Origin of the sequence: Flavobacterium sp. LC2016-13 (assembly GCF_009707955.1) — a bacterium.
In the GTDB taxonomy this organism is placed as follows: Bacteria; Bacteroidota; Bacteroidia; order Flavobacteriales; family Flavobacteriaceae; genus Flavobacterium.
This window is the reverse complement of sequence record NZ_WMDQ01000002.1, coordinates 617130-637314: the sequence shown is the minus strand read 5'-3', so window position 1 is coordinate 637314 and position 20185 is coordinate 617130. Positions and strand designations below refer to the sequence as shown.

The window sequence follows — 20185 nt, the reverse complement described above, 5'->3', positions numbered from 1 at the left end:
TTATATTTTTCTACAGCTTCTGTATAGATTCATTAAAAATTCATTTGATAGTTTATAAAGAATAGTTTTCTATCTTAGTAAAAACACACAAATAGGTAACATAGAAAATGGCAAGCAGTTTCGTTAATATTAAAGAAAATGGATTTTGGGCAAAACATGGCTTTGTTGAAGCTATGCAATTATGCCTGATAAATGAAATTGAAACTCAAAAACTCGACTCAATAGAATGGATTAATGAATTCAAATATGAATTAGCGATACAATCATTGCCACTTATATATGGCGGAATGTCAATGGAACTTGAAGAGTTCATTATTACTGATGAAAGGAAAGCGCAAATAATTGAATTGATCGATATAATAATTGAAAAAATCGAATCAACCGACAAATATATAACAGGTTCTAATTTACATGAAATGAGAAGAAGAGCCATGAATATAATTTTTGAAAATGGGAAATTGGAATTCACCGACTCAAAAGAATTTGAAAAAACAGTCAATAGCTCAGGATGGGAGTCATCATCAGGAATAGAAAAAGTTAAAGACAGATATCAGCATTCATTTAAACTTTTAAAAATGCTAGTTAATGGTGAAATGAACACAACGGCTTCTTCACCGGAAACTTATTGGAATTATTAGAATAATATATTATTTCAATTTCGTTTTTCATTTTTTAATTTATGCCATAATAATTTTAAAACAGTTAAATTAACTCTTTTAAAACCTATACACAATTGCTTCATATTTTATGGGAAAACCAAACATAGAAAAATTATCTAAAACAGAAACTTTTGAATTGGTCAATTCAGAAGGTATATTGAACGAAGAATACACAAATTTCCTTACTGAAGAATTTGATAATGGAAATTTTATATTAAATCAAGTTTTCTTAATTAGTAGAAATAGAATACTATATATTCAAGAAGCGAACCAGAAAAAGGGCGGGCAAGGTCTAATATTTGAGAAAGAATATTTTGATAATTTCGTGTTCAAACTCAAACGAATGAAAGAGGACAAGGAAAATGGCAGGAATAGTAATTTTCAACATTGGTCATTTTATTCAAAAAATAAAAATTCTATAATAAATAAGGTTGATCAATTACAAAAAGACTTAGCAAGAATTCTTGAAACAGATATTAATCAATTAAATTATTCAACAAAAAGCCTTGATTTATTATCAAAATTAGTTTTTGATTTTGGTAATGTAAAAGCAATGACTGAAATTTATGATAATTTGGTTGCTTATATTGGACAGGTAATAAAAATGAATTCTAAAAAAGAAATAAATTGGAATCTGGAAACTAATTTTGATTTTCCCATAATTGTAACAGATTTTAAAGGCGTCAATTACAACCCCATAAATATTGTTTGGGAAGAATTGACAAATTACGACCAAATTGATTTTAGAAAAGCATATAGTAAAGAAATGAGAAGAATAGGAAAGTTATTAAATGATTAAAAGATAAAAAATTATACAGCTCCAGATATATAATTAAACGATAATTTCATGAAAGACATTAAGCTAAAGCTACAAGACTTAGTTTTTAATTTCAGAAAATGGCTTTCTGAAAATTACTCTCAACAAAATATTCAAGAGCTTTTATTTGACGATGCAGGTTATCCAGACTGGAATGAAATTGAAGATTTTTATTCTGAGTTATTAGAAAAAGATCTAATAAAAAACTTAGATAAAGAAGATGAAGAAAATTTACTTTATCTAATTTCACGTAATTGGGATCGAGGCAGAATGATTGCATGGCTTTCAACGGGATCACAATTATCTAATCTAGGAAATCTTAAAAAAAATGATTTTATAAATCTTAGTAAAACACTTTCTAAGATTAACAAAGTTGAATTAGACGATGCTAAATCTCAATTTGTATCTTCATTTAAAAAAATTAGCTCTTTAACTCAGGAAATTGAGGAAATATTGCTTGTGTTTTACAATGAAAAAAATGAATATACCAAAAGATTAGCTTTAATTACACTTGGAAAACTTGGTTATTCGGACATAAAAAAAATAATAAAAATTTCATGGGAAACTATTGATGATGAACATCATAAAATGGGATGTCTATATGTCATTCATGAAATTTTAAACGACAAAGAACTATTAACCCATTATTTATCCTTGTTACAAAATAAAGAAAGTGAAAATTTAAAAAATTACATTTCTGAAATAACAAAACAAAAAAACTACAATTAACGGAGGCTTTACAAATAGCTAGTTTAATGTCTATAACCGGAAATCCGACAAAAGGAAAACACAATACTTATAAGAAAAATTGTATTTTTGTCTCAAGCCCCCATCAACATCTGTAGTTTACATTTTAAATTATGTTTTTTACAGTTCCTGTTTTTTATACTTAATTATTATCTTTGAATTATGAGCACAATAACAAAACCAAAACATATCGGAAGAAACATAAGCCGCATTCGTGAACTTCGCGATATGAAACAGGAAGCATTGGCGCAAGCTTTAGGCACTAGCCAGCAAGCGATTTCTGCTATTGAAAACAGCGAAACTATAGATGATTCAAAACTGGCTGAAATTGCAAAAGTACTTGGTGTAAGCGCAGAAGCTATTAAAAACTATAATGATGAAATCTTATTAAGTGTTATCAATAATACATTTAATAGCCATGACAATTCAACATTAAACGCAATCAATATCCAACCTAGCTTTAATCCGCTTGATAAAGTTGTAGAACTTTACGAACGTTTAGTTCAGGCTGAAAAAGATAAAGTCGAATATTTAGAGAAAATAATAAAAGAAAAATAAATCTTTAAAAAGTAAAAACTCCAAAATCATAAGACTTTGGAGTTTTTTTTGTTCTTATATTTTTTACAACTCTTTTTTTACAACTCTGCTTAAATTATCAATCGAAACAAAATAAGATTTGGATTATTTTCAACTACATCATCCAATTTCTTAAAATTCAATTTTAAAAGAAGTTTAGTTGAGCTTTGATTATCTTTATGCGTTTGTGCATCTATCGTTTTTAGTCTAAGCGCATTAATTGCATATTCTAAAACCTTCTTTGCAACTTCAATCATAATTCCCTGATTCTGATATTCAGTAAGAAGCTCATATCCGATTTCACATTTTTTTAAATCGACTAAAAACTCAAATAAACAAATTGTACCAATTAGTTTATCCTCACCAGTTTTTGTAATTGCCCAATAAAAAAGTTCATCACTTTCATTTTCAATTATACTGTTGATGAAATTTAAAGCATCTTGTAATGTTTTGCTTGGTTTCCTGCCAAGAAATTTATTTATTTCTATGTCCGATCGCAATTGCAATATTTCTTCGGAATCACTTTTTGAAATTTTTCGAAGCGTAAACCTTTCGGTAATCAATATTGGAAAAGTTTGAAAGTTCCTGTTCATTTTTCTTTTATAACAGTTTTTCTGTTGATAGCTAATTCTCTTATACTTGCCATAAATGGCATTAATACAACTTTTTTTAGTTAGCTTTAAACAATTAGTTGACTATTCTTCAATCGAATATAAGAAATTATTTAAAAGCTTTTCTTTTCTGTTTATTACTTTTTTTGAACTTAAAGACGTTATAACTTCTAAAATCCTGTAATATTTTTTTACTACATTTGACATAGATATTATTGTTTGGCAAATTTATTGCTATAAAAGAAATCAAATCATAAAACCCCAAATTTTAAAATGAAAAAACTAATAACTCTTTTATTTGTATTTACTGTTATAAATATCTTTGGGCAAACGGCAACGATCTCAAAACCAGGTAAAAATATTTATTCTAACAATAAAGATTTAAGCACTAATGATATCGTCTCTAATAAAGCCACAAAACCTGTTGCAAAAGTTCCGTTAGACGAAGCATTAATTTTAATTTATGATTACGACGGCACCTTTTTTTCATTTGATTTAGAATCTGAGCAAATTGCCTGGACTGTAAAAGCTAAAGATGCTTTTACTGAAATGTGCGCCAATAAAATAACACTAAATGATGGCGTTATTTACGTTCCGTTTATTAACGGTGAAATCTTTGCCATTGATAACCAAACCGGTACTGCTTTTTGGAAATCAAGAATTGGTAATGTTACAGATCAAATTGTATTAAAAGATCAAGTACCAGTTATAAATGATGGAAAACTGTTTATAACGACTCAAAATGGTAATATTTACGCTCTTGATACAAAAGATGGTAGTTTAATATGGAATTATAAGCTGGAATCTACAAATAATGATATTCCGGTGCTTTATTTTGACAACAAAATTTTTACCCAAAGTGGTAACTCTTTGTATAGTTTTGAAGCAAATACAGGAAAACTTCTTAGCCAAAAAACATTTGAGGAACCTATACACGGAAAACCTGTAACAGATGGTGAAAACATATTTATAGCAAATGAAAAAGATATAGTTTTTGCCTTAAGCCCTGATAAACTGGATATTTTATGGCAATTTAAATTAGCTGAAAATCAATCGAATATCAAGGAACGTATATTTTGCAAAGACAAAAAAGTCTATTTTGGGGCACAAGGCACAGAAGTTTCTTCTGTATACGCTCTGGATTCAAAAACAGGAACTCAGCTTTGGAAAACTGATTTTCAAGGCGATAATGTCGAATATATAGTTGAAGAAAGTGATAATGTTTGGGGATATACCCGTAAAGCAAAACTTTTTCAATTAGACTTAACAAATGGTGAAATTGCATTTGATGCAAAATTAACGACCAAACCTATTTCAAATCTTGAATTTACAAGTGATGATAATTCTTTATTTTATTATTCTGATGCTGCTTTAATTCAATTTGAGTTTAAAACAAAAGATGAAAACGAAGTTTATCTGCGAACCTCCATTAGTGATAATGTTTATAGCGCATTTGTAAAGAAAATTCAATAAAAAAAAGCCGTTTCAATTGAAACGGCTTTTTTTTGAGATTCTGCTTTTTTCTAATTCCCAATATCCGGAATATAAAATCGAGCCATTTTTTCAATGATTTCTTCCGGAGAAACACCAGTTAGATTTGTAAAAAAAATGATCGTAAGATTATCTTTTGGATAAATAATAAAGGCTGCGCGTCCACCGCCAAGAGGTGCAACTGCAGGGTGGTTTTGTCTGGTAATAACTGGCCACCCCAAAGCATACGCATTTAAAAGTCCACCAAAACCATCATAAGATCCATTGTTCAGTTTTACAGGCTCCCAAATCGTATTAATATCTTCATTTTTTTTAAGAAGTTTACCCGATTGCAGGCCAATGATCCATTTTGCTATTTCTTCAGCAGTTGTAAATGCACCGGCATCGGTTATCATTTTTGACGGGAATTCTTCGTATGTTTCCTTTAATTTGTTGCCTTTGATATATTCATTCGTTATTTTGTCCTGATTATAATAGCTATAAGTCGGGCATTTATTTTCAATTACATCATAAGAATTTCCATAATATATTTGTTTCATTCCTACTACATCAAACTGATTTTTGCGGACAAATTTTTCAAAGGTTGTTGCACTGCATTTTTCAATAATACGTTGCAAAATATAATAGTTGGTGGCATTATAATTAAACTTTTCGCCAATTTCGGCTTGCAATGGTAACTTTTTGACTTTTGCCCAGGCCGAATCTTGTCCTTTATCTCCAATCAAACCTTTTTCATCCTCAATATCAGGAAGTCCGGATGTATGGCTCATTAATTGTTTGATGGTTATTTTTTTCCAATTTTCAGGAATAGAATCTATATAACGCGAAATAGGATCATTAATATTAAGTTTATTTTGCTCTTGCAATTGCATCACAGCAACTGAGGCAAAAACTTTGGAGATAGAATTTATAGAAAAAATGGTATTCTTTTTTACAGGTATTGAAAACGGTACATTAGCAATACCAAGCGCTTCAGAGAATAGGATTTTATTATTTTTAAGGACAACCAACTGACAACCCGGGATTTTTTTTTCGCCCATTTCTTTTTTGAGAAAGCTAATAATTTCGGTCTTTTTATCCTGAGCTAAAACAGAATTACGAGAAAGAATCAGTATCAATAAAATAAAAAATTTGATTTTCATAAATGTAAGTTTTTCAAAGTCATACATATTAGTTTTGTTTAACGTAGCCGCTTTTTTATTCTTTTTTAAAAACAAAATAACAGAGAAGTAAAGAATTTAATTGAAATAAAAATATTCCATATCTCAGTTGTCCAAAGGGAATTATCGAAACCAAAATGATAAAAGCAACCAACGATAATAAGGCATTTAAAAACGTAAGAATTCCTATTTCGAAATTTTGAAATGTAAAAACCCAAATGATAAAATTTAGAAACATGATTACTGTAAATATAGACAACACCGAAATTTCAAAATTTAAAGCTAAATCATAACCCGTTAAAGTTGCACTTTTTTTAGCTTGTTCAAAATCTCTGTTTTTTTCTAATTGATTTCTAGAATCTGATTGACTTTTAAAAACCAGATTTCTAGTTTTAAGAGAGCTATCGGAACACATTTGAAAAAACGGAAGAAAGAAAAGCAATATTCCGGCTGTAGATAAAATTCTCTTTATATTTTTATTATGCATAGGTTTAAGTCTGTTTCTCAACGAATATAATAATTAATCTCCTTAATATTAGGTTAGTAAAAGGTGTTTGTAAGATATTATATAAATTTAAAATTCTTAACTTAGTTAAATCATACATTAAAAAACTAAAGTTATGAAAATTAGATTAATATGGGGAAACCTCGTTTCGCATGATTTACAAAAAACAATTCAGTTTTATTCTGATTTGGGTTTCAAACAAAACGGAAAAGAAACCGACGAATTGGTAAGTTTCATATTTGCTGAAAACAATTTTATAATTAACTTTTTTACCGCCGAAAGATTTGAAAAAACGGCTTTAAAAGGCAAATTAGCCAATACTAAAATTGAAAACGAAACTATTTTTTCTTTATCTGCAGACAGCAGGGAAGAGGTTGATCAATGGTTTGAAAAAATTAAAAAAATAGGTGGAACAATATTCTCAGATCCGGAAAATTTTCAACAAGGTTATACTTTTGGTTTTGCTGATCCTGATGGTCATAAATTCAACTTTTTATATTGGCCGGGAATGTAAAACTCGATTAGAAATAATCGAGCTTTATCTTGCATCTTGCTTCTTATATTCTTACTTATTGTTTTATTGCCATAGCAACTCTGTAAAACTCATATCCTTTTTCAGGTCGGTTTGGTAGATAGATTTCACGGTATTCCAGAGCGCCTTTATCTTCTATAAGACTCATATTAAACTGTTTTAAATAATCCGGTAATTCTTCCGGCAGAAAACCAAAAGTCCATTTTTCTTCAAGTTTATCAAGATCTTTCAATAGTTTTTTGCCCCCTAAAAATGAACCCGGATTTTCGAGTATTTTTTTGTGAACATAAGTAAAAATAACGTAGCTGTCTTTTGGAAAATTTGAAATAAAGCTAAATGTTCTTTTTATGGCAGTTTCAGTTAAATAATTCGTTACGCCTTCCCAAATAATGGTTGTAGGCTTACTAAAATCAAAATTGTGCTCAATTGCTAATTCGTCAAGACTTTGTTTATTAAAATCTATTTGATAAAAAGCAATGTTTTCAGGAAGACTGCCAATACTTTTTTGATAGGTTACAGTTTTAAAATTTGATGTGTTCGGATGATCAATTTCTATTACCGGAACAGATTTCAAAAAATCAAGCCTTAATGCCCTTGTATCAAAACCGGCACCTAAAATTATTACTTGTTTTACTCCATTAGAAATGGATTGTTTTAATAAATCATCAATGTATTTTGTTCTGGCAATTCCTGAAGAAAATGCTCCCGGAATTTTCTTTTGAATTTTTTTACTAATATATTTTCTAATAATTGAATATTTGGACATACGTGCAGCAAATCTCAATTTAGCTTCAAGAAAATGGATTGCATAAGAATCTGAAAATAATTGATCGGTTGAATCACGTTCTGTTTCTAATGCTCTAAAAAGAGCCATATATTGCGCTGTACGACTTGTTTTATCTTTTTTCATATCTTTATATTACTAATACTACATTCAAATTTAATTCTTTTTTTTATTCTAAAGACTTATAAATGTTAGGATTAAATAACTCCATATAAATTTCCGGCTTAGGCAACTTATTAAAACCATATTTTTCATATAACCAATCAGCAGTAGAAGTTAGTAAAATCCATCTTCTTAATCCTTGCAGATTTGGATGTTGTATCACAGTATCCATGAGTTTTTTCGAAATCCCTTTTCCACGATATTCTTCTAAAACATAAATATCACCCAAATATGCAATTGTCGAAAAATCTGAAATTACCCTCGCAAATCCAATTTGTTTATCGTTATGAAAAACTCCAAAATTTAAAGAATTCTCAATAGAAGTTTTTACTCTTTCAAACGGAATATTGTCGCTCCAGCCTGAATATTTTGATAAAAAATCATGAATAGCCACAATGTCCATTTTATTGCGATCTGTGGTAATAAAATAGTCATCAAAACTTAATTCAACTAATTCCATATTTCTATATTTGTTTATGACGTATTAAGCTGGTTCCCAAAGTTCTATTTTATTGCCATCTGCATCCATAATATGCACAAATTTTCCGTAATCGTACGTGGCAATATCATCAAGAATCGTTACTCCGTTTTCTTTTAGTTTGTTTACAAGTCCTTCAATATTCTGAACTCTGTAATTAATCATAAAATCTTTTTTGGAAGGCGAGAAGTATTCATCTCCTTTTTTGAAAGGACTCCATTGCGTAGATTCTATTTCTTCAGGTTTAGTCAGGTTTCTGGATTCAAAAGTTGAGCCCCAATCATTGGTCTCAAATCCTAAATTTTTCGCGTACCAATCTCTCGTTTCTTTCGGATTATCTGTAAAAAAGAAAATACCGCCAATTCCTGTTACTTTTGGCGTATTATCGGCAGATGAAGAAGTGTTTTCTGCCTGGTTTTTTAAATCTCCCATTTGGTTAGTTTTTAGTTATCTAGATACAAATTTAATCTTTTTTATAAATTCTTTCCAGACCATCTTCATATACTCTTTTTATTGCTGTGACAACATTATCCTCAAAGACGATTTTAATTCTGAAGTTATCAATTCCATCCACCAAAAACAGATCTTTTTCTAAAGGTATAAGCAAAAAACTAACTGCATTATTCCACTTATAATATAAAATAGTATTCTCAAATACCAATTCAGATTTGCCGTATTTACCTTGATAAGATTTTAAAATCGAGCTGTCAATAACTGCTGGTTTTTGTCTGTTTTTAATAATAGGAACAAGCCAATTATAACTTGTATTTACTGAATCTTTATTTTTTTGAGATAATTTTTCTAAAGCCAACAAATGAGAAGTATTTATGGCTTCTTCACTTTTGCACAAAACATCCGGAAGAATGCCTTTTCCTTCAAAATCGAGGTTTGTAACAGGATCTTTTACTTCTCCAAAAGGTATGTTTACAGAAAAACCATGAGGCAATATTTTGCGATCGATAGGGTGGGCGCCACCAGCCGTTTTTTCTCCAATAATAGTAACACGTTTTAAATTTTGAAGAGAATAACTCATCCATTCTGCTGCAGAAAAAGTTGCTCCGCTTGTTAGAATATAAATATCAATATCATCTAGTCTTTTGCCCGGCACAGAAGGCAATAACCACATTTCTCTGTCCATTTTTTTTCTGCCTTTTTCGTAATAATAATATTTATAAAGCGGCAATTCTTTATTTGCAAAAAAATAGCTAGTAATGAATTGTCCCATTTCCATTGCGCCGCCATTATTTTTACGTAAATCAATAATTAATGCATCCGTATTACTTAAAAATTGCATAACAGATGTTGCTGTTTCGCTTGCAATTGCTGGATCTTCAAAATAATTAAATTGAAGATAACCAATATTTCCTTCTAAAATTTTGACTTGTTCAAACCCGAAATTCTTCTTTTTAGCTTCTGATAATTCTTCTGCTTTAATTTTCTTTTCGTTTTCTTTATCTAAAATTTTTAAATGATCCTCATTCCATTGCGGATCATACATTATTCTAAAATGCAAATCCTTACTAATTTCAAGAAGATCTGCCGAAAGTTTAGAAGCAAATTCATTTTGTGCTGAAATGTTTTTATAAATTCCTTTTTTATAATTTTCATTCAGTTTTTTCTTTATATCGCCAACAGCATTTGGTTTTATATAGAATTCCTCAAGTTGTTTTACTAAAGAATCCAGTATTTGTTTTTTGTCAGCTTCATTTAAAGAAATTTCTTTTTTTAAAGTTTCATTTTGAGCGTAAATGCAAACCGAAAATAGTAGTATCAGAAAAGTAATAGCGTGTTTCATATCTATAGAGTTTTACAATTTGAAATTATTTTATGAAGGATTTTATCCAGAAATTCAATTTCATCAAGAGACAAATCGTTTAATGCCGTTTTTCTATTCTGTGCGATCACTGGTTTAAGCAACTCAATGGTCTGAATGCCTTTTTGAGTAATTATTAGATTAGATTTTCTTTTATCAATTGCATTTACTTCTCTTATCAAATAATCTTTTTTTACCATCAATTCAATTATTCTGGTAATAGAAGCGTTGTCTTTAAAAATTAGTTTAGCAATTTCGATTTGAGCAATTTTAGCATTTTCATTTAAAATGATAAGCACCAAACATTGATCGACAGTAATATCGCTGACTATTTTTTCAATATTTTTTTGGCAAATTTTCCGGTATTCTTTTATGGTTTGTTCAATAGTATAGAGAACCGTTCCCGTTGGATTTTTATGCACCATAATAATTAGTTTTAAAAAGTATTTGATATATCAAATATATAAATAAAATCTACAAATGAAATTTTATTTATCATGAAACTTACTTATTGATAATGCTTTAGAATTATAAACAAAAAAAATCCTGACGTATTTTGGCACTTCAGGATTTTTTATAAAATTGATATTCTATGAATATCGCACTTTAAGATTAAAAATGATACCTTTTCCTGTAAAGGAAAATAAGATCAAAAATGATAATTTCATTAAATGGAAATTTAGAGATTTGCGAACGAATCGTTAAAGAAGTTTTATTGGAATATAAATATCAATAATATGAAAGTTTTCCGGATGTGTTTTCGGGTCATTTAAATGGCTTAAAAAGAAATTTCTGTTGTCTGGCTGATATCCATTTTCTTCAAACCAAACATCATAAATATAATTCCATGTTTTAAAACATTCTGTTATAGGCGCTTCTTTATGAAAAATAGCATATAAACCACCACTTATGATCGTATTTCCAATTAATCCTTCACCAACCATTTTATCCGAAACAGACAAACAAACATCTGCCTGAAGCATTCCTTCCAAATTGGCATTGCTTCTGTAAACTGTTAATGCTTTTGTTTCAGGAAAATTGATCAGATTTCTGGGAGCAGCCCAGCTAAAAAGCTGATCGAACATTTTACCAAATGTTTCGCTTTCATGGTTGTGAATATTCAGATTTCGAACATAAATCACATTAAATTCTTCGATTTTTTCAATTTTAAAATCAAGTTTAATTGCTTCACTCATTTTACTGTTTTTTAAGTTGTTTAATTTGAGTGCAAGGTAATTTTCGATTTCTGATTGCATTTTTCCAATATTGCTATTCATTGTACCAATATTGCTTTTTTTATGGGATTCTCTCCACGCGCTTGGAGTTGTTTTTTGTAATTCGCGGAAACTTCTCGAAAAAGATGACATGCTTAAAAAGCCACAATCGATAGAAATTTCATTTATAGTTTTAGAAGGATTATTCATTAAGAAAAAGAGTGCTCTTTCTATTTTTGCTTTTTTAATAAATTCATTTACTGTAATTCCCGTAACAAGCTTAAAAATTCGGTGGAAATGAAATTTCGAAAAATTAGACAAAGATGCCAGTTTTTCAAGAGAAAGTTCCTCATGAAGGTTTTCTTTAATGTAATCTATACTTTTATTAATTCTAAAGTAATATTCTTTAATAGACTCTTCCTTTGTCATGTTGGCAATTCTATATTATTCTTTGGAATTATTCTTATAAAGTTCAATTTTTCTTTCGTCAGGATCCGAAATAATAGCCATAAGTCCAAATTCAGTTTGTATTGGTTCGACTGAAAATATAATTTTTAAATTTTTTAATTTCTCAATAGTTTCTTCAAAATTATCAATTCCAAAGCCTAAACGTAAATTTTTATCGGGTTCCTTCTGGCTTTTTGTCAATGGATATATTTCTAATACGGTTTGCCCGATCGTAGTTGAGTAATGAAATGGAGTATCTCCATGTTTATGATAATCAAAACTTAATCCTAACAAGCTATAAAAGTCGGCAAGTTGTTTTGTGTTGCCTGTTCGCAATACCAATAAACGTATATCCATAATGCATTCCTTTTTTACAATATTTTTTTATAATTAAACAAACCAAATATTTTCAAATTGCTTATAAATTTAAAAGTTTGGTTTACATAGGCAAACCAAACTTCTAAAAAAGTATTGAATTCAAAGATATAAATCAACTTTTGATTTAGCCTTTAAATTGCATTAAATTATATACGAAACACCTACCAAGGACTAACTTCAGTTTCATCTTCAATATCATTGCTGTAGAATTTTCCTGTTGGAGCATTTTCATCCGTATACGTATGCTTAATGATAAAACTAGCTGCACTTTCAACACTTCCTGGTCCGCTGTGGTGATTAAAATCTGTTGCGGTGTAACCCGGATCGATGGCATTTACTTTGAATGGTAAATCTTTTAGCTCATGCGCTAAAGTGATCGTAAAGGCATTTAAAGCCGCTTTTGAAGTAACATAACTCGTAGCTTTAAAATCATAATATTTCCAGCTAGGATCACTGTGAAGCGTTAAAGATCCTAATCCAGAAGTTATATTACTAATTCTTGGGCTGTCTGATTTTTTAAGCAATTCTAAAAAAGCCTGCGTAACGCTAATTACACCAAAAAAATTCGTGTCGAATACATTTTGAATAGCCGTAATTGCTGCTTCTGAGGATTTTTGAGGATATTCTCCGCTTATTCCGGCGTTGTTAATCAAAATATCCAATTTTCCCTGTTCACTTTCTACAACGCTTTTTGCTGCTAAAATTGATTCTACATTCGTAACATCAATCTGAATGGCTTTGATGTTTTCAAATCCGTTTTCGTTTAGTTCTTTTACAACTGCATTTCCTTTTTCAAGATCACGCGTTCCTAAATAAACAAATAATCCTTTTTTCGAAAGCTGTTTCGCAGTTTCTAATCCAATGCTTCTATTTGCTCCTGTAATTAATACTGATTTCATTTTTATTGTTTTAAATTATTGAAGCAAAGGTCATTCGTTTAAAAATAAAAACATTTGCCATTTGGCAAAAAGCAAAATACTAGATATTTTTTCTGATTCGGCTTAACGAAGATTGTGTAATTCCTAAATACGAAGCCACAAAAGAAAGCGGAACACGATTTACGATATTAGGATATATTTCTAAAAACTTCAAATAACGTTCTTTAGCATCTTCTGTAATCAACGGGCTTCGTCTTTCTACTTTTTGGCGCAATGCGTGCGAAACCAATTTGTATACAATCGCTTCCCAACCTACAATAATGCTAAAAAGTTCTTTCCAGCTTTTTTTAGAAAAAACTAGAATTTTGCAGTCTGTAATAGCTTGTACATAAGCTGTGGAGGGAATTTCGTTATCAAAACTCTCTAAATCGACTACAAGATTATTTTCGTCAATAAAATATTTGGTTATTTCTTCGCCTTTGTTGTTATAATAACAAACACGGACAATGCCATCTAAAACAAAACCAACTTGTTGCGCTATTTTTCCTGCTTCAGAAAAATAATCGTCTTTTTTAATTTCTATTACAGTTGCTTTCTTAGAAATTAAATCTATTTGCTGTTGGTTTAAATGGCCAAATTGCAGTATATATTCTATAAATTCTTTCATACCGCAAGATAAGTAAAGTTATTTTTTTAGAATTTGTCATTTGGCAAAAAGTGAATTAAAAATAATCTGGAAAAATACTTATTTTATTCCTCCAAACTCACTAATTAATTTATTTCCAATAGCTTTGTTTTTAGATTTTGAAGAACGAAAAATCATCGTGTTACATACAAGTTCGCCGCTAACAGGAACTTCAGACACATAGGTTTTCCAAATAAAAAAATTTGCACCTTTATTTCCAACAAGAATAAAATAATTTTTATCTAAATTGAATTCTTTCCTAACTATTTTTGAATCCAATAATTCAGGATGTTTTCCTGAAATGATTCTTTCATAATATTTTTCAAGTTCAGCAGCTTTGTCTTTTCTGTAAAAATAATTTTCACTAAATAGCTCTATGCGATATGTGAGGTCTTCAGAATTATTAATTGATATTTGATAATCTTTTGTTGTACCTATTATTTCTTTACTCATAGTAACGGGCAATACATACGAATAACCAAATTCTGCATTTCGAACGTTATAAAATTCCTTTAATTTTTGAGCAAATGAAAAATAGGGAAGTGCTGAAAATAAAATAATTGCAAATAATTTTTTCATGTAAATGTTTTATACGTTTTCAAAAATGATAATTTTACGTTCTAATCTCCGCCACAACCGCCGCACGAACTACCACAAGAGCTTCCGCAGGAACTCCCGCATGAACTTCCGCCAGAGCTGCAACTGCCTGAACTACTATTGGAACTTCCAAAATTACTTGTATTATTGATCGTTAATAACGGCATAAAAGAATTAACCAAAACCATATTTCCTAATAAAAAATAATTCAATTCCCAATCATTTTCACTTGCTGTGTTTTCTTCTTTAAAAGATTGAGGAATTGTTTTTTCAAATAAGTGTTTTATGGTTCGATTCAGGTAATAATCAGAGACGACAACTAAAAATAGCATGCTAAATACTAAAAAAGTCACTGGTTTATCTCTGGAAATTCCTGAAATAAGCCTGCTGAAACCTATACTCAACAATAATCCTAAAACGCTCATTACAATTATTATAACAAATGTAAAATGTTTTGAATTGGTTATGGTTTCCTTAATTCGATTTATAGATTTTTGTATTTGATTATATGCCGGTATTCTTTTTAAGGTGTTGTATAATTGAAAATAAAGCATTGGAGCATGATAGGATTTCATCATTTCAAGAACACAATTTTCGTATTGATTTTCAGTGTAATTGCCATCGATTATTTCTAATTTATTATCACTAACAACTTTAATTTTTTTATTGCTGATAAGATTATTGACAACGCCATGAACTACAAACTCCATTTTATTTTGTTCCATAAAAACCAACTCAAACGGACTTAGGTTTGATAAAATTAAATTTGACTTTATTTTATTATAAAATGAATTAAAACTAAATCGGACGTACAATTCTAATAAACCAATTGCAGCGCCAAATAATATGAAATATTCAAGTAAAAAGTCCGGATTACCAATTTCTACCAATATAGGTTTGATTGTGAAATAAATAGGAAAAATTAAAAGGAAAAGGAAAACTAAAAAGATCTTCTTTAAAGTTGAAATTTTATTTGTGCTTTTAATCAGGTGTAAAGAATCTAATTCATTACTATAATTCCAAATTTCATCCGGTTGATTTCCGAAATTTAGTTCATAAAGTTCTTTGGTTCTTTCTTTAGCTTTATGAAATTTCTCAAAGTCAGCCCTGTTATGCGTAGACGGAATATGTTCTATTCTTTTGCCTAATAACGTACAGAGATCCGAATATGAATTGGTAAATATTAAATGTTGATGCCAAACAATATCTACAGATTCTGAAGGCGAAACCATTTCATTTGAAGTCGCTGCCAAATACATGAATTTTTTGTATTCGAGAATGACCATTTTAGTAAAAAATGATGTCCAACTATTTTCAAACGCCAATCTTGTCGAAAATCCGTATTGATCATTCGGATTGTCTAAATCAAAATTTAAAACTTCTTCCCAAAGTGCTGTATCCATTAAGATATTTGTTTTTGTTGATGTCAGAATCCTAAAATTCCCTGATTTCTTTATTGCTATTAATTTCTAATTCTAAAATAGGCAAATATCTATTTTTGATAGAAGATTCTAGTTGTCCCACTTTTATAAAACCAAATTTAGCATAAAACATTTCGGCATTTGGTTCTGAATGAAGTCTTATTTTTTTGAAGTTTGTTTCTTTTAATCGATGAAGAAAATCATTCATTAAAAAAACTCCAATTCCTTTTCCGATATATTCCGGCAAAACAAAAAGATTGTCAAGTTTTACAGTTTCTTCATCTTCATCAAAAAAAGAATAATAAGCAACAATTTGATTGTCAATGTTTAATTTATAAACTGATTTAGTTTCAATATCATTTTTTGTAACCGTTAATGAATCTGACCAAACTTCAATTTGTTCTGCAGAATAACCCCAATAAGCTTTTGACTTTTTAGTTATTATTGTCAAAATTTCGTGATCGTTAGGTTTTGCTTTTTGTGGGATCATTCTATGAAATTATTCATTTTTATTACGATCGAAAATAGTGTTTTTAAATCTAATTATCCCAATAAAGCAGAATTTAAAAAAACTAAAGGTTTCTTAAACAGATTGGCATTCAAGCTTTTTTGTATTAAATTAGTTATAATAATAACTAAATATACAAACCATGAAAAAGAAAATAATACTTGCCACATTATTACTAAGTTTTGTAATAACGGCAAACGCACAGAAAAAAATTCAATTTACAGAGTTGCCAAAAACATCTCAGGATTTTATAACCAAGTATTTTAGTCATACAACTGTTGATGTTGTTAAAAAAGACGCTGAACATGGCGAAAAAGGCTATGAAGTCATATTAAAAGATGGAACAGAAGTAGAATTCTGGAAAGACGGATCATACAGAGAAGTTGATGGAGAAAACAAACCAATACCGACAGATTTTATTCCGCAAGTAATTAAAGATTATGTAGCGAAGCATTATCCAAATGAAAAAATAACGCATATCGATTACGGTCACAAAGATCTGGACGTAGATTTAACGAACAAAATTGACCTGGAATTTACCAAAGAAGGAAAATTTATAAAAGGTGATAAAGATTAAATAAACAAAAAAGGCTTCATAAATCATGAAGCCTTTTTTGTTTTTAAACTCTTAACGAACCGCGAAATCCTCTCGCAGCATAATACGATTCTGCGCCGTTATGATACACAAAAACAGTATTATAACGAAAATCTGCAAAAATGGCGCCGCCAAGTTTCCTGATTTCAGAAGGCGTTATAATCCAGCTTGATGTTTTTGTGTCGAAATTTCCAAGTTTTTGCAATTCGCGATATTCTTCTTCATTCAAAATTGAAATTCCCATTTCATTTGCCCTATTTATCGCGCTGTCGTTTGGTTTATTTTCTTTTCTTTTTTCAAGCGCTTCGTGATCATAACAAAAACTTCTTCGCCCTTTTGGGCTTTCTGCGGCACAATCATAAAAAATATATTCTTTGGTTTTTTCATCAAAACCAACAACGTCAGGTTCGCCTTCGGTTCTTTCCATTTCATCAAGCGACCATAATTTTTCAGGATTAGCCTCGAGTTTTGCTTGTATTGTATTCCAATCTAAGCCTTTATGACGGTTCATATTTTTCTCGAAACGCGATTTTAAAACCTTAAATAATTCTTGAGATTGTTCTTTTGATATTTCTTTTTTAATGCTTTTCATCTCTTTTGATTTTATTGTGACTTTTTATTAACCCTGTCTGCGAACTATTTCGTTGATCCAAATAGGAGCAAAGGGCGAAGTACATCCTTTTGAAGTTGGATAATCTCTGTAAATTCCCAATTTTTCTCCAATAGCAATAGCACGTTCGCGATATTCAGGAAAATGAATTCCGATATTGGCTAATGCCGAATTCATTGTCCATTGAATTTCCGGTGCAGCTTTTGGCATTTCGGTTTCAATTGTATCAAGTAAAACGGGGATATCAAGTACTTCCGGGTTTCTTGCAACGCATCCGCTTGTAAGGCTCCACGCGGCACGAACCACCATCGTATTGGATGATTTCATCCATTCGTTTCGTAATAACTCTTTATCCGGATTTACTTTTATAACATTTGAATAAAGCCAGTCTGCAACGTGCGGGAATTTTTCAGATTCTACCAATTTAGTCAGTTCTTCTTTAGTTATTTTTTTTGGATCAAGTAGTAAAACGGCCAAAAATCGGGCATCAACATTTTCGGTTTTCCAAAGTTCTAAAGCTAATTCATGATTGGTTTTTATTTTCTTTGCCAAGGCACGAATATCACCCATTTTTACACCGAACTGGTTATCACCAGCGCCGTATTTAGCATTGTGTATTCTCATTTTTTCATCGCCAAGTTTTTCAAGCTGGCTAAGTATTTCTTTTGAATTCATGCCTGAGATGATTTAATCTAACATCAAATATATTAATCATTTAACCCTTTTCCATCTAATATCATCGGAATGTATTTTTCAACTCTTGACTCTCTTGTTTTAGATTGCTTTGGCTGAGAAAAATGCAAAAGATAAGCTCTTTGTCTTCCCGGAGTTAAGGCCTCAAATGCATTTTTTAAATCTGGAATTTTATCTAATTTTTGCTGAAATTCTTCTGAAACCGGAAACTCTGTTGTTTTCTTGAGTACAACTTTTAATCCTGCTTTCTCAATTTCTACAGCTTCATAAATATATGTTTTCAAAATAGATTCTAAATCGATTATTTCCTGAAGATTAGTAAATCTAATTTGGCGCGCTGCCTGTACATTTTTACTTTGCTGAATAAGAATATTGTTAGTGTCATTTAACAAAGCACCTTTAAAAAATAAAAAGGCACAATATTCTTTAAACGAATGAATTAAAACAACATTGCTTTTTTGAAAGACATAACAGGGAGTTCCCCATTTTAATTCTTCCGTAAGACCGCAATCGAGAGCAATTTTTCGTAATTGTTCCTGTTCTTTCTGCCATTTTTTTTCTTTGTCAAAATAAAAATCAACTTTAGGGTTCATTGCGCAATTTTTAAAATTAAACCAAAACAATTTTTCTTTCAGCAGGTCTAAAATACCAGGAAATTACAATTAAAACAAGTAATAATGTTGGTCCAAAAAATTCTTTAGCGCCATCGCCACAAGCCAAATGAGAAAATACTGCGCCCGACATTGCAAAAAAGAAACCTGCATAAGTCCATTCTTTTAATAACGGCGTTTTTGGAATCAGAATTGCGATAACACCCAGGATTTTCCAAACTCCAATTAGCGTTAAAAAATAAACAGGATAGCCCAAATGTGCCATCATATCAACTTCTTCCTTCATTTTTATTATTTGTACAATTCCAGTCGATAACATTCCTAAAGCCAGCCATAATGTGGCAATCCAGTAAATAATTTTATTTCTTTTTGTCATGATTTATTATTTTAGTTTGTTTAAAACATCTTGTAATCTGTTGTGCGCCATATTTAAACCTTGTGCAAAAGGTAATTTTAACATTTGATCTCTTAAATCAACACTTTTATAAACGATTTGTATAACAAGTTTGCTCGTATTGTCTGTAATTTTTTCAAATTCTAAAAACTCGAGCTGAACAGCAAAAGGAGAATTTTCCATTTCAAATGTTCTTGTTATATTTTCATTCAAATTAAAATCATGAATAGTTCCATTGGCTTTAAAAACAACATTTCCGTTTGCATCAGAAGTTTCAAATTGATAACCGCCGTGTTTTTTGTTTTCCAGTTTCAGTACTTTCGTTCCCATCCATTGTTCTACAATTTCAGCTTCTGTGTAAGCTTTAAAAAGCAATTCCAGCGGCAAATCAAATACTCTTGTTATTATAATTTCCTGCTTGTTATCTTCGGCTTTTATTTGTGTTTTTAATTCCATAATTGGTTATTTTTTAGGTTGGTAGTTTTTCATTATCGATTCTAAAGTATTAAATCGATCATCCCACATTTTGCGGAAAGGCTCAATAAAATCGGCTATTTCTTTTATTCTTTGAGGATTTAGCTGATAGTAAATTTCTCTTCCGTTTTGTGTTTGATGCAGTAAATCGCATTCATTCAGTATTTGAATGTGTTTTGAAATTGTTTGTCTCGACGAATCAAAATTTTCGGCAATAGTGCCCGGAGTCATGGCCTGTACCGCTACCAAACTTAAAATTGCCCTGCGGGTAGGGTCGGCTATAGCCTGAAAAACATCTCTACGAATTTCCATTGTGCAGTTATTTGACTGCAAATATAATGCAGT

General features: G+C 30.1%; 28 protein-coding genes. 7 read left to right on the top strand and 21 right to left on the bottom strand.

Going from position 1 to position 20185, the window contains the following annotated elements; genetic code table 11:
• The first annotated feature begins 107 nt into the window (after nt 1-107).
• The 4 genes from GKZ86_RS06715 (at nt 108) to GKZ86_RS06700 (ending at nt 2781) form a co-directional block, all read left to right on the top strand.
• The gene (locus tag GKZ86_RS06715; RefSeq protein WP_154782330.1) at nt 108-638 is read left to right on the top strand and encodes a hypothetical protein; all 531 of its coding nucleotides are present in this window, start codon (nt 108-110) and stop codon (nt 636-638) included.
• Between the two features lie 109 nt (nt 639-747).
• Entirely contained in the window at nt 748-1458 is a 711-nt protein-coding gene (locus GKZ86_RS06710) for a hypothetical protein (RefSeq protein ID WP_154782329.1), read from the top strand.
• A gap of 48 nt (nt 1459-1506) precedes the next feature.
• Nucleotides 1507-2205, top strand: a complete 699-nt coding sequence (locus GKZ86_RS06705; RefSeq protein WP_154782328.1) for a hypothetical protein — start codon at nt 1507-1509, stop codon at nt 2203-2205.
• 180 nt (nt 2206-2385) lie between these two features.
• On the top strand, nt 2386-2781 hold the full coding sequence (locus tag GKZ86_RS06700) for a helix-turn-helix domain-containing protein (RefSeq protein ID WP_154782327.1): 396 nt from the start codon (nt 2386-2388) through the stop codon (nt 2779-2781).
• Between the two features lie 89 nt (nt 2782-2870).
• On the opposite strand, the gene GKZ86_RS06695 is transcribed toward GKZ86_RS06700, so the two are convergent.
• Nucleotides 2871-3392: a GNAT family N-acetyltransferase gene (locus tag GKZ86_RS06695; protein ID WP_154782326.1), complete on the bottom strand. Its 522-nt coding sequence runs from the start codon at nt 3390-3392 to the stop codon at nt 2871-2873.
• A 291-nt stretch (nt 3393-3683) separates the two neighbouring features.
• Between GKZ86_RS06695 and GKZ86_RS06690 the strand changes: the two genes are divergently transcribed.
• Entirely contained in the window at nt 3684-4883 is a 1200-nt protein-coding gene (locus GKZ86_RS06690; protein ID WP_154782325.1) for a PQQ-binding-like beta-propeller repeat protein, read from the top strand.
• Between the two features lie 50 nt (nt 4884-4933).
• On the opposite strand, the gene GKZ86_RS06685 is transcribed toward GKZ86_RS06690, so the two are convergent.
• Together GKZ86_RS06685 and GKZ86_RS06680 are read right to left on the bottom strand one after the other, a co-directional pair.
• A complete protein-coding gene (locus GKZ86_RS06685) occupies nt 4934-6043 on the bottom strand; it encodes a serine hydrolase (protein ID WP_154782324.1) in 1110 nt (369 codons plus the stop codon).
• Nucleotides 6044-6098: 55 nt separating this feature from the next.
• Nucleotides 6099-6548, bottom strand: coding sequence for a hypothetical protein (locus GKZ86_RS06680; protein ID WP_154782323.1), 450 nt, complete (start codon nt 6546-6548; stop codon nt 6099-6101).
• 133 nt (nt 6549-6681) lie between these two features.
• Here GKZ86_RS06680 and GKZ86_RS06675 point away from each other — a divergent pair, with 133 nt between their 5' ends.
• Nucleotides 6682-7080, top strand: coding sequence for a VOC family protein (locus GKZ86_RS06675; protein WP_154782322.1), 399 nt, complete (start codon nt 6682-6684; stop codon nt 7078-7080).
• A 55-nt stretch (nt 7081-7135) separates the two neighbouring features.
• On the opposite strand, the gene GKZ86_RS06670 is transcribed toward GKZ86_RS06675, so the two are convergent.
• The 12 genes from GKZ86_RS06670 to GKZ86_RS06615 form a co-directional block, all read right to left on the bottom strand.
• The gene (locus tag GKZ86_RS06670; protein ID WP_154782321.1) at nt 7136-8008 is read right to left on the bottom strand and encodes an SAM-dependent methyltransferase; all 873 of its coding nucleotides are present in this window, start codon (nt 8006-8008) and stop codon (nt 7136-7138) included.
• 43 nt (nt 8009-8051) lie between these two features.
• Nucleotides 8052-8504, bottom strand: coding sequence for a GNAT family N-acetyltransferase (locus GKZ86_RS06665; protein ID WP_154782320.1), 453 nt, complete (start codon nt 8502-8504; stop codon nt 8052-8054).
• Between the two features lie 24 nt (nt 8505-8528).
• On the bottom strand, nt 8529-8954 hold the full coding sequence (locus tag GKZ86_RS06660; protein WP_154782319.1) for a VOC family protein: 426 nt from the start codon (nt 8952-8954) through the stop codon (nt 8529-8531).
• 31 nt (nt 8955-8985) lie between these two features.
• Nucleotides 8986-10317, bottom strand: coding sequence for a S41 family peptidase (locus GKZ86_RS06655; protein WP_154782318.1), 1332 nt, complete (start codon nt 10315-10317; stop codon nt 8986-8988).
• A gap of 2 nt (nt 10318-10319) precedes the next feature.
• Nucleotides 10320-10760 (bottom strand): MarR family winged helix-turn-helix transcriptional regulator, encoded by a 441-nt coding sequence (locus tag GKZ86_RS06650; RefSeq protein ID WP_154782317.1) that lies wholly within the window; start codon nt 10758-10760, stop codon nt 10320-10322.
• Nucleotides 10761-11036: 276 nt separating this feature from the next.
• Nucleotides 11037-11978 carry a GyrI-like domain-containing protein gene (locus tag GKZ86_RS06645; RefSeq protein ID WP_154782316.1) on the bottom strand — a complete coding sequence of 314 codons (942 nt, stop codon included), beginning with the start codon at nt 11976-11978 and terminating at the stop codon, nt 11037-11039.
• 15 nt (nt 11979-11993) lie between these two features.
• Nucleotides 11994-12353, bottom strand: coding sequence for a VOC family protein (locus tag GKZ86_RS06640; RefSeq protein ID WP_154782315.1), 360 nt, complete (start codon nt 12351-12353; stop codon nt 11994-11996).
• A 182-nt stretch (nt 12354-12535) separates the two neighbouring features.
• Entirely contained in the window at nt 12536-13273 is a 738-nt protein-coding gene (locus tag GKZ86_RS06635; RefSeq protein WP_154782314.1) for an SDR family NAD(P)-dependent oxidoreductase, read from the bottom strand.
• Between the two features lie 79 nt (nt 13274-13352).
• A complete protein-coding gene (locus GKZ86_RS06630) occupies nt 13353-13919 on the bottom strand; it encodes a Crp/Fnr family transcriptional regulator (RefSeq protein WP_154782313.1) in 567 nt (188 codons plus the stop codon).
• 78 nt (nt 13920-13997) lie between these two features.
• Nucleotides 13998-14516, bottom strand: a complete 519-nt coding sequence (locus GKZ86_RS06625; RefSeq protein WP_154782312.1) for a hypothetical protein — start codon at nt 14514-14516, stop codon at nt 13998-14000.
• A gap of 41 nt (nt 14517-14557) precedes the next feature.
• Complete coding sequence (locus tag GKZ86_RS06620; RefSeq protein ID WP_154782311.1) at nt 14558-15937, bottom strand: hypothetical protein; 1380 nt, start codon at nt 15935-15937, stop codon at nt 14558-14560.
• A gap of 31 nt (nt 15938-15968) precedes the next feature.
• Nucleotides 15969-16445, bottom strand: a complete 477-nt coding sequence (locus GKZ86_RS06615; protein ID WP_154782310.1) for a GNAT family N-acetyltransferase — start codon at nt 16443-16445, stop codon at nt 15969-15971.
• A 160-nt stretch (nt 16446-16605) separates the two neighbouring features.
• Here GKZ86_RS06615 and GKZ86_RS06610 point away from each other — a divergent pair, with 160 nt between their 5' ends.
• A complete protein-coding gene (locus tag GKZ86_RS06610) occupies nt 16606-17040 on the top strand; it encodes a PepSY-like domain-containing protein (RefSeq protein ID WP_154782309.1) in 435 nt (144 codons plus the stop codon).
• 43 nt (nt 17041-17083) lie between these two features.
• Here GKZ86_RS06610 and GKZ86_RS06605 read toward each other — a convergent pair whose 3' ends face one another.
• From GKZ86_RS06605 to GKZ86_RS06580, 6 genes are read right to left on the bottom strand one after another with little or no spacing between them, the layout of a single operon-like run.
• Complete coding sequence (locus GKZ86_RS06605; RefSeq protein WP_154782308.1) at nt 17084-17650, bottom strand: DUF4256 domain-containing protein; 567 nt, start codon at nt 17648-17650, stop codon at nt 17084-17086.
• A gap of 27 nt (nt 17651-17677) precedes the next feature.
• Nucleotides 17678-18343 (bottom strand): DNA alkylation repair protein, encoded by a 666-nt coding sequence (locus tag GKZ86_RS06600; protein ID WP_154782307.1) that lies wholly within the window; start codon nt 18341-18343, stop codon nt 17678-17680.
• A gap of 32 nt (nt 18344-18375) precedes the next feature.
• Entirely contained in the window at nt 18376-18954 is a 579-nt protein-coding gene (locus GKZ86_RS06595; RefSeq protein WP_154782306.1) for a YdeI family protein, read from the bottom strand.
• 16 nt (nt 18955-18970) lie between these two features.
• Nucleotides 18971-19348, bottom strand: a complete 378-nt coding sequence (locus tag GKZ86_RS06590; protein ID WP_154782305.1) for a DoxX family protein — start codon at nt 19346-19348, stop codon at nt 18971-18973.
• Nucleotides 19349-19354: 6 nt separating this feature from the next.
• Nucleotides 19355-19822, bottom strand: a complete 468-nt coding sequence (locus GKZ86_RS06585) for an SRPBCC domain-containing protein (protein ID WP_154782304.1) — start codon at nt 19820-19822, stop codon at nt 19355-19357.
• Between the two features lie 6 nt (nt 19823-19828).
• Nucleotides 19829-20152 carry a helix-turn-helix transcriptional regulator gene (locus GKZ86_RS06580; protein WP_154782303.1) on the bottom strand — a complete coding sequence of 108 codons (324 nt, stop codon included), beginning with the start codon at nt 20150-20152 and terminating at the stop codon, nt 19829-19831.
• Nucleotides 20153-20185 lie beyond the last annotated feature (33 nt).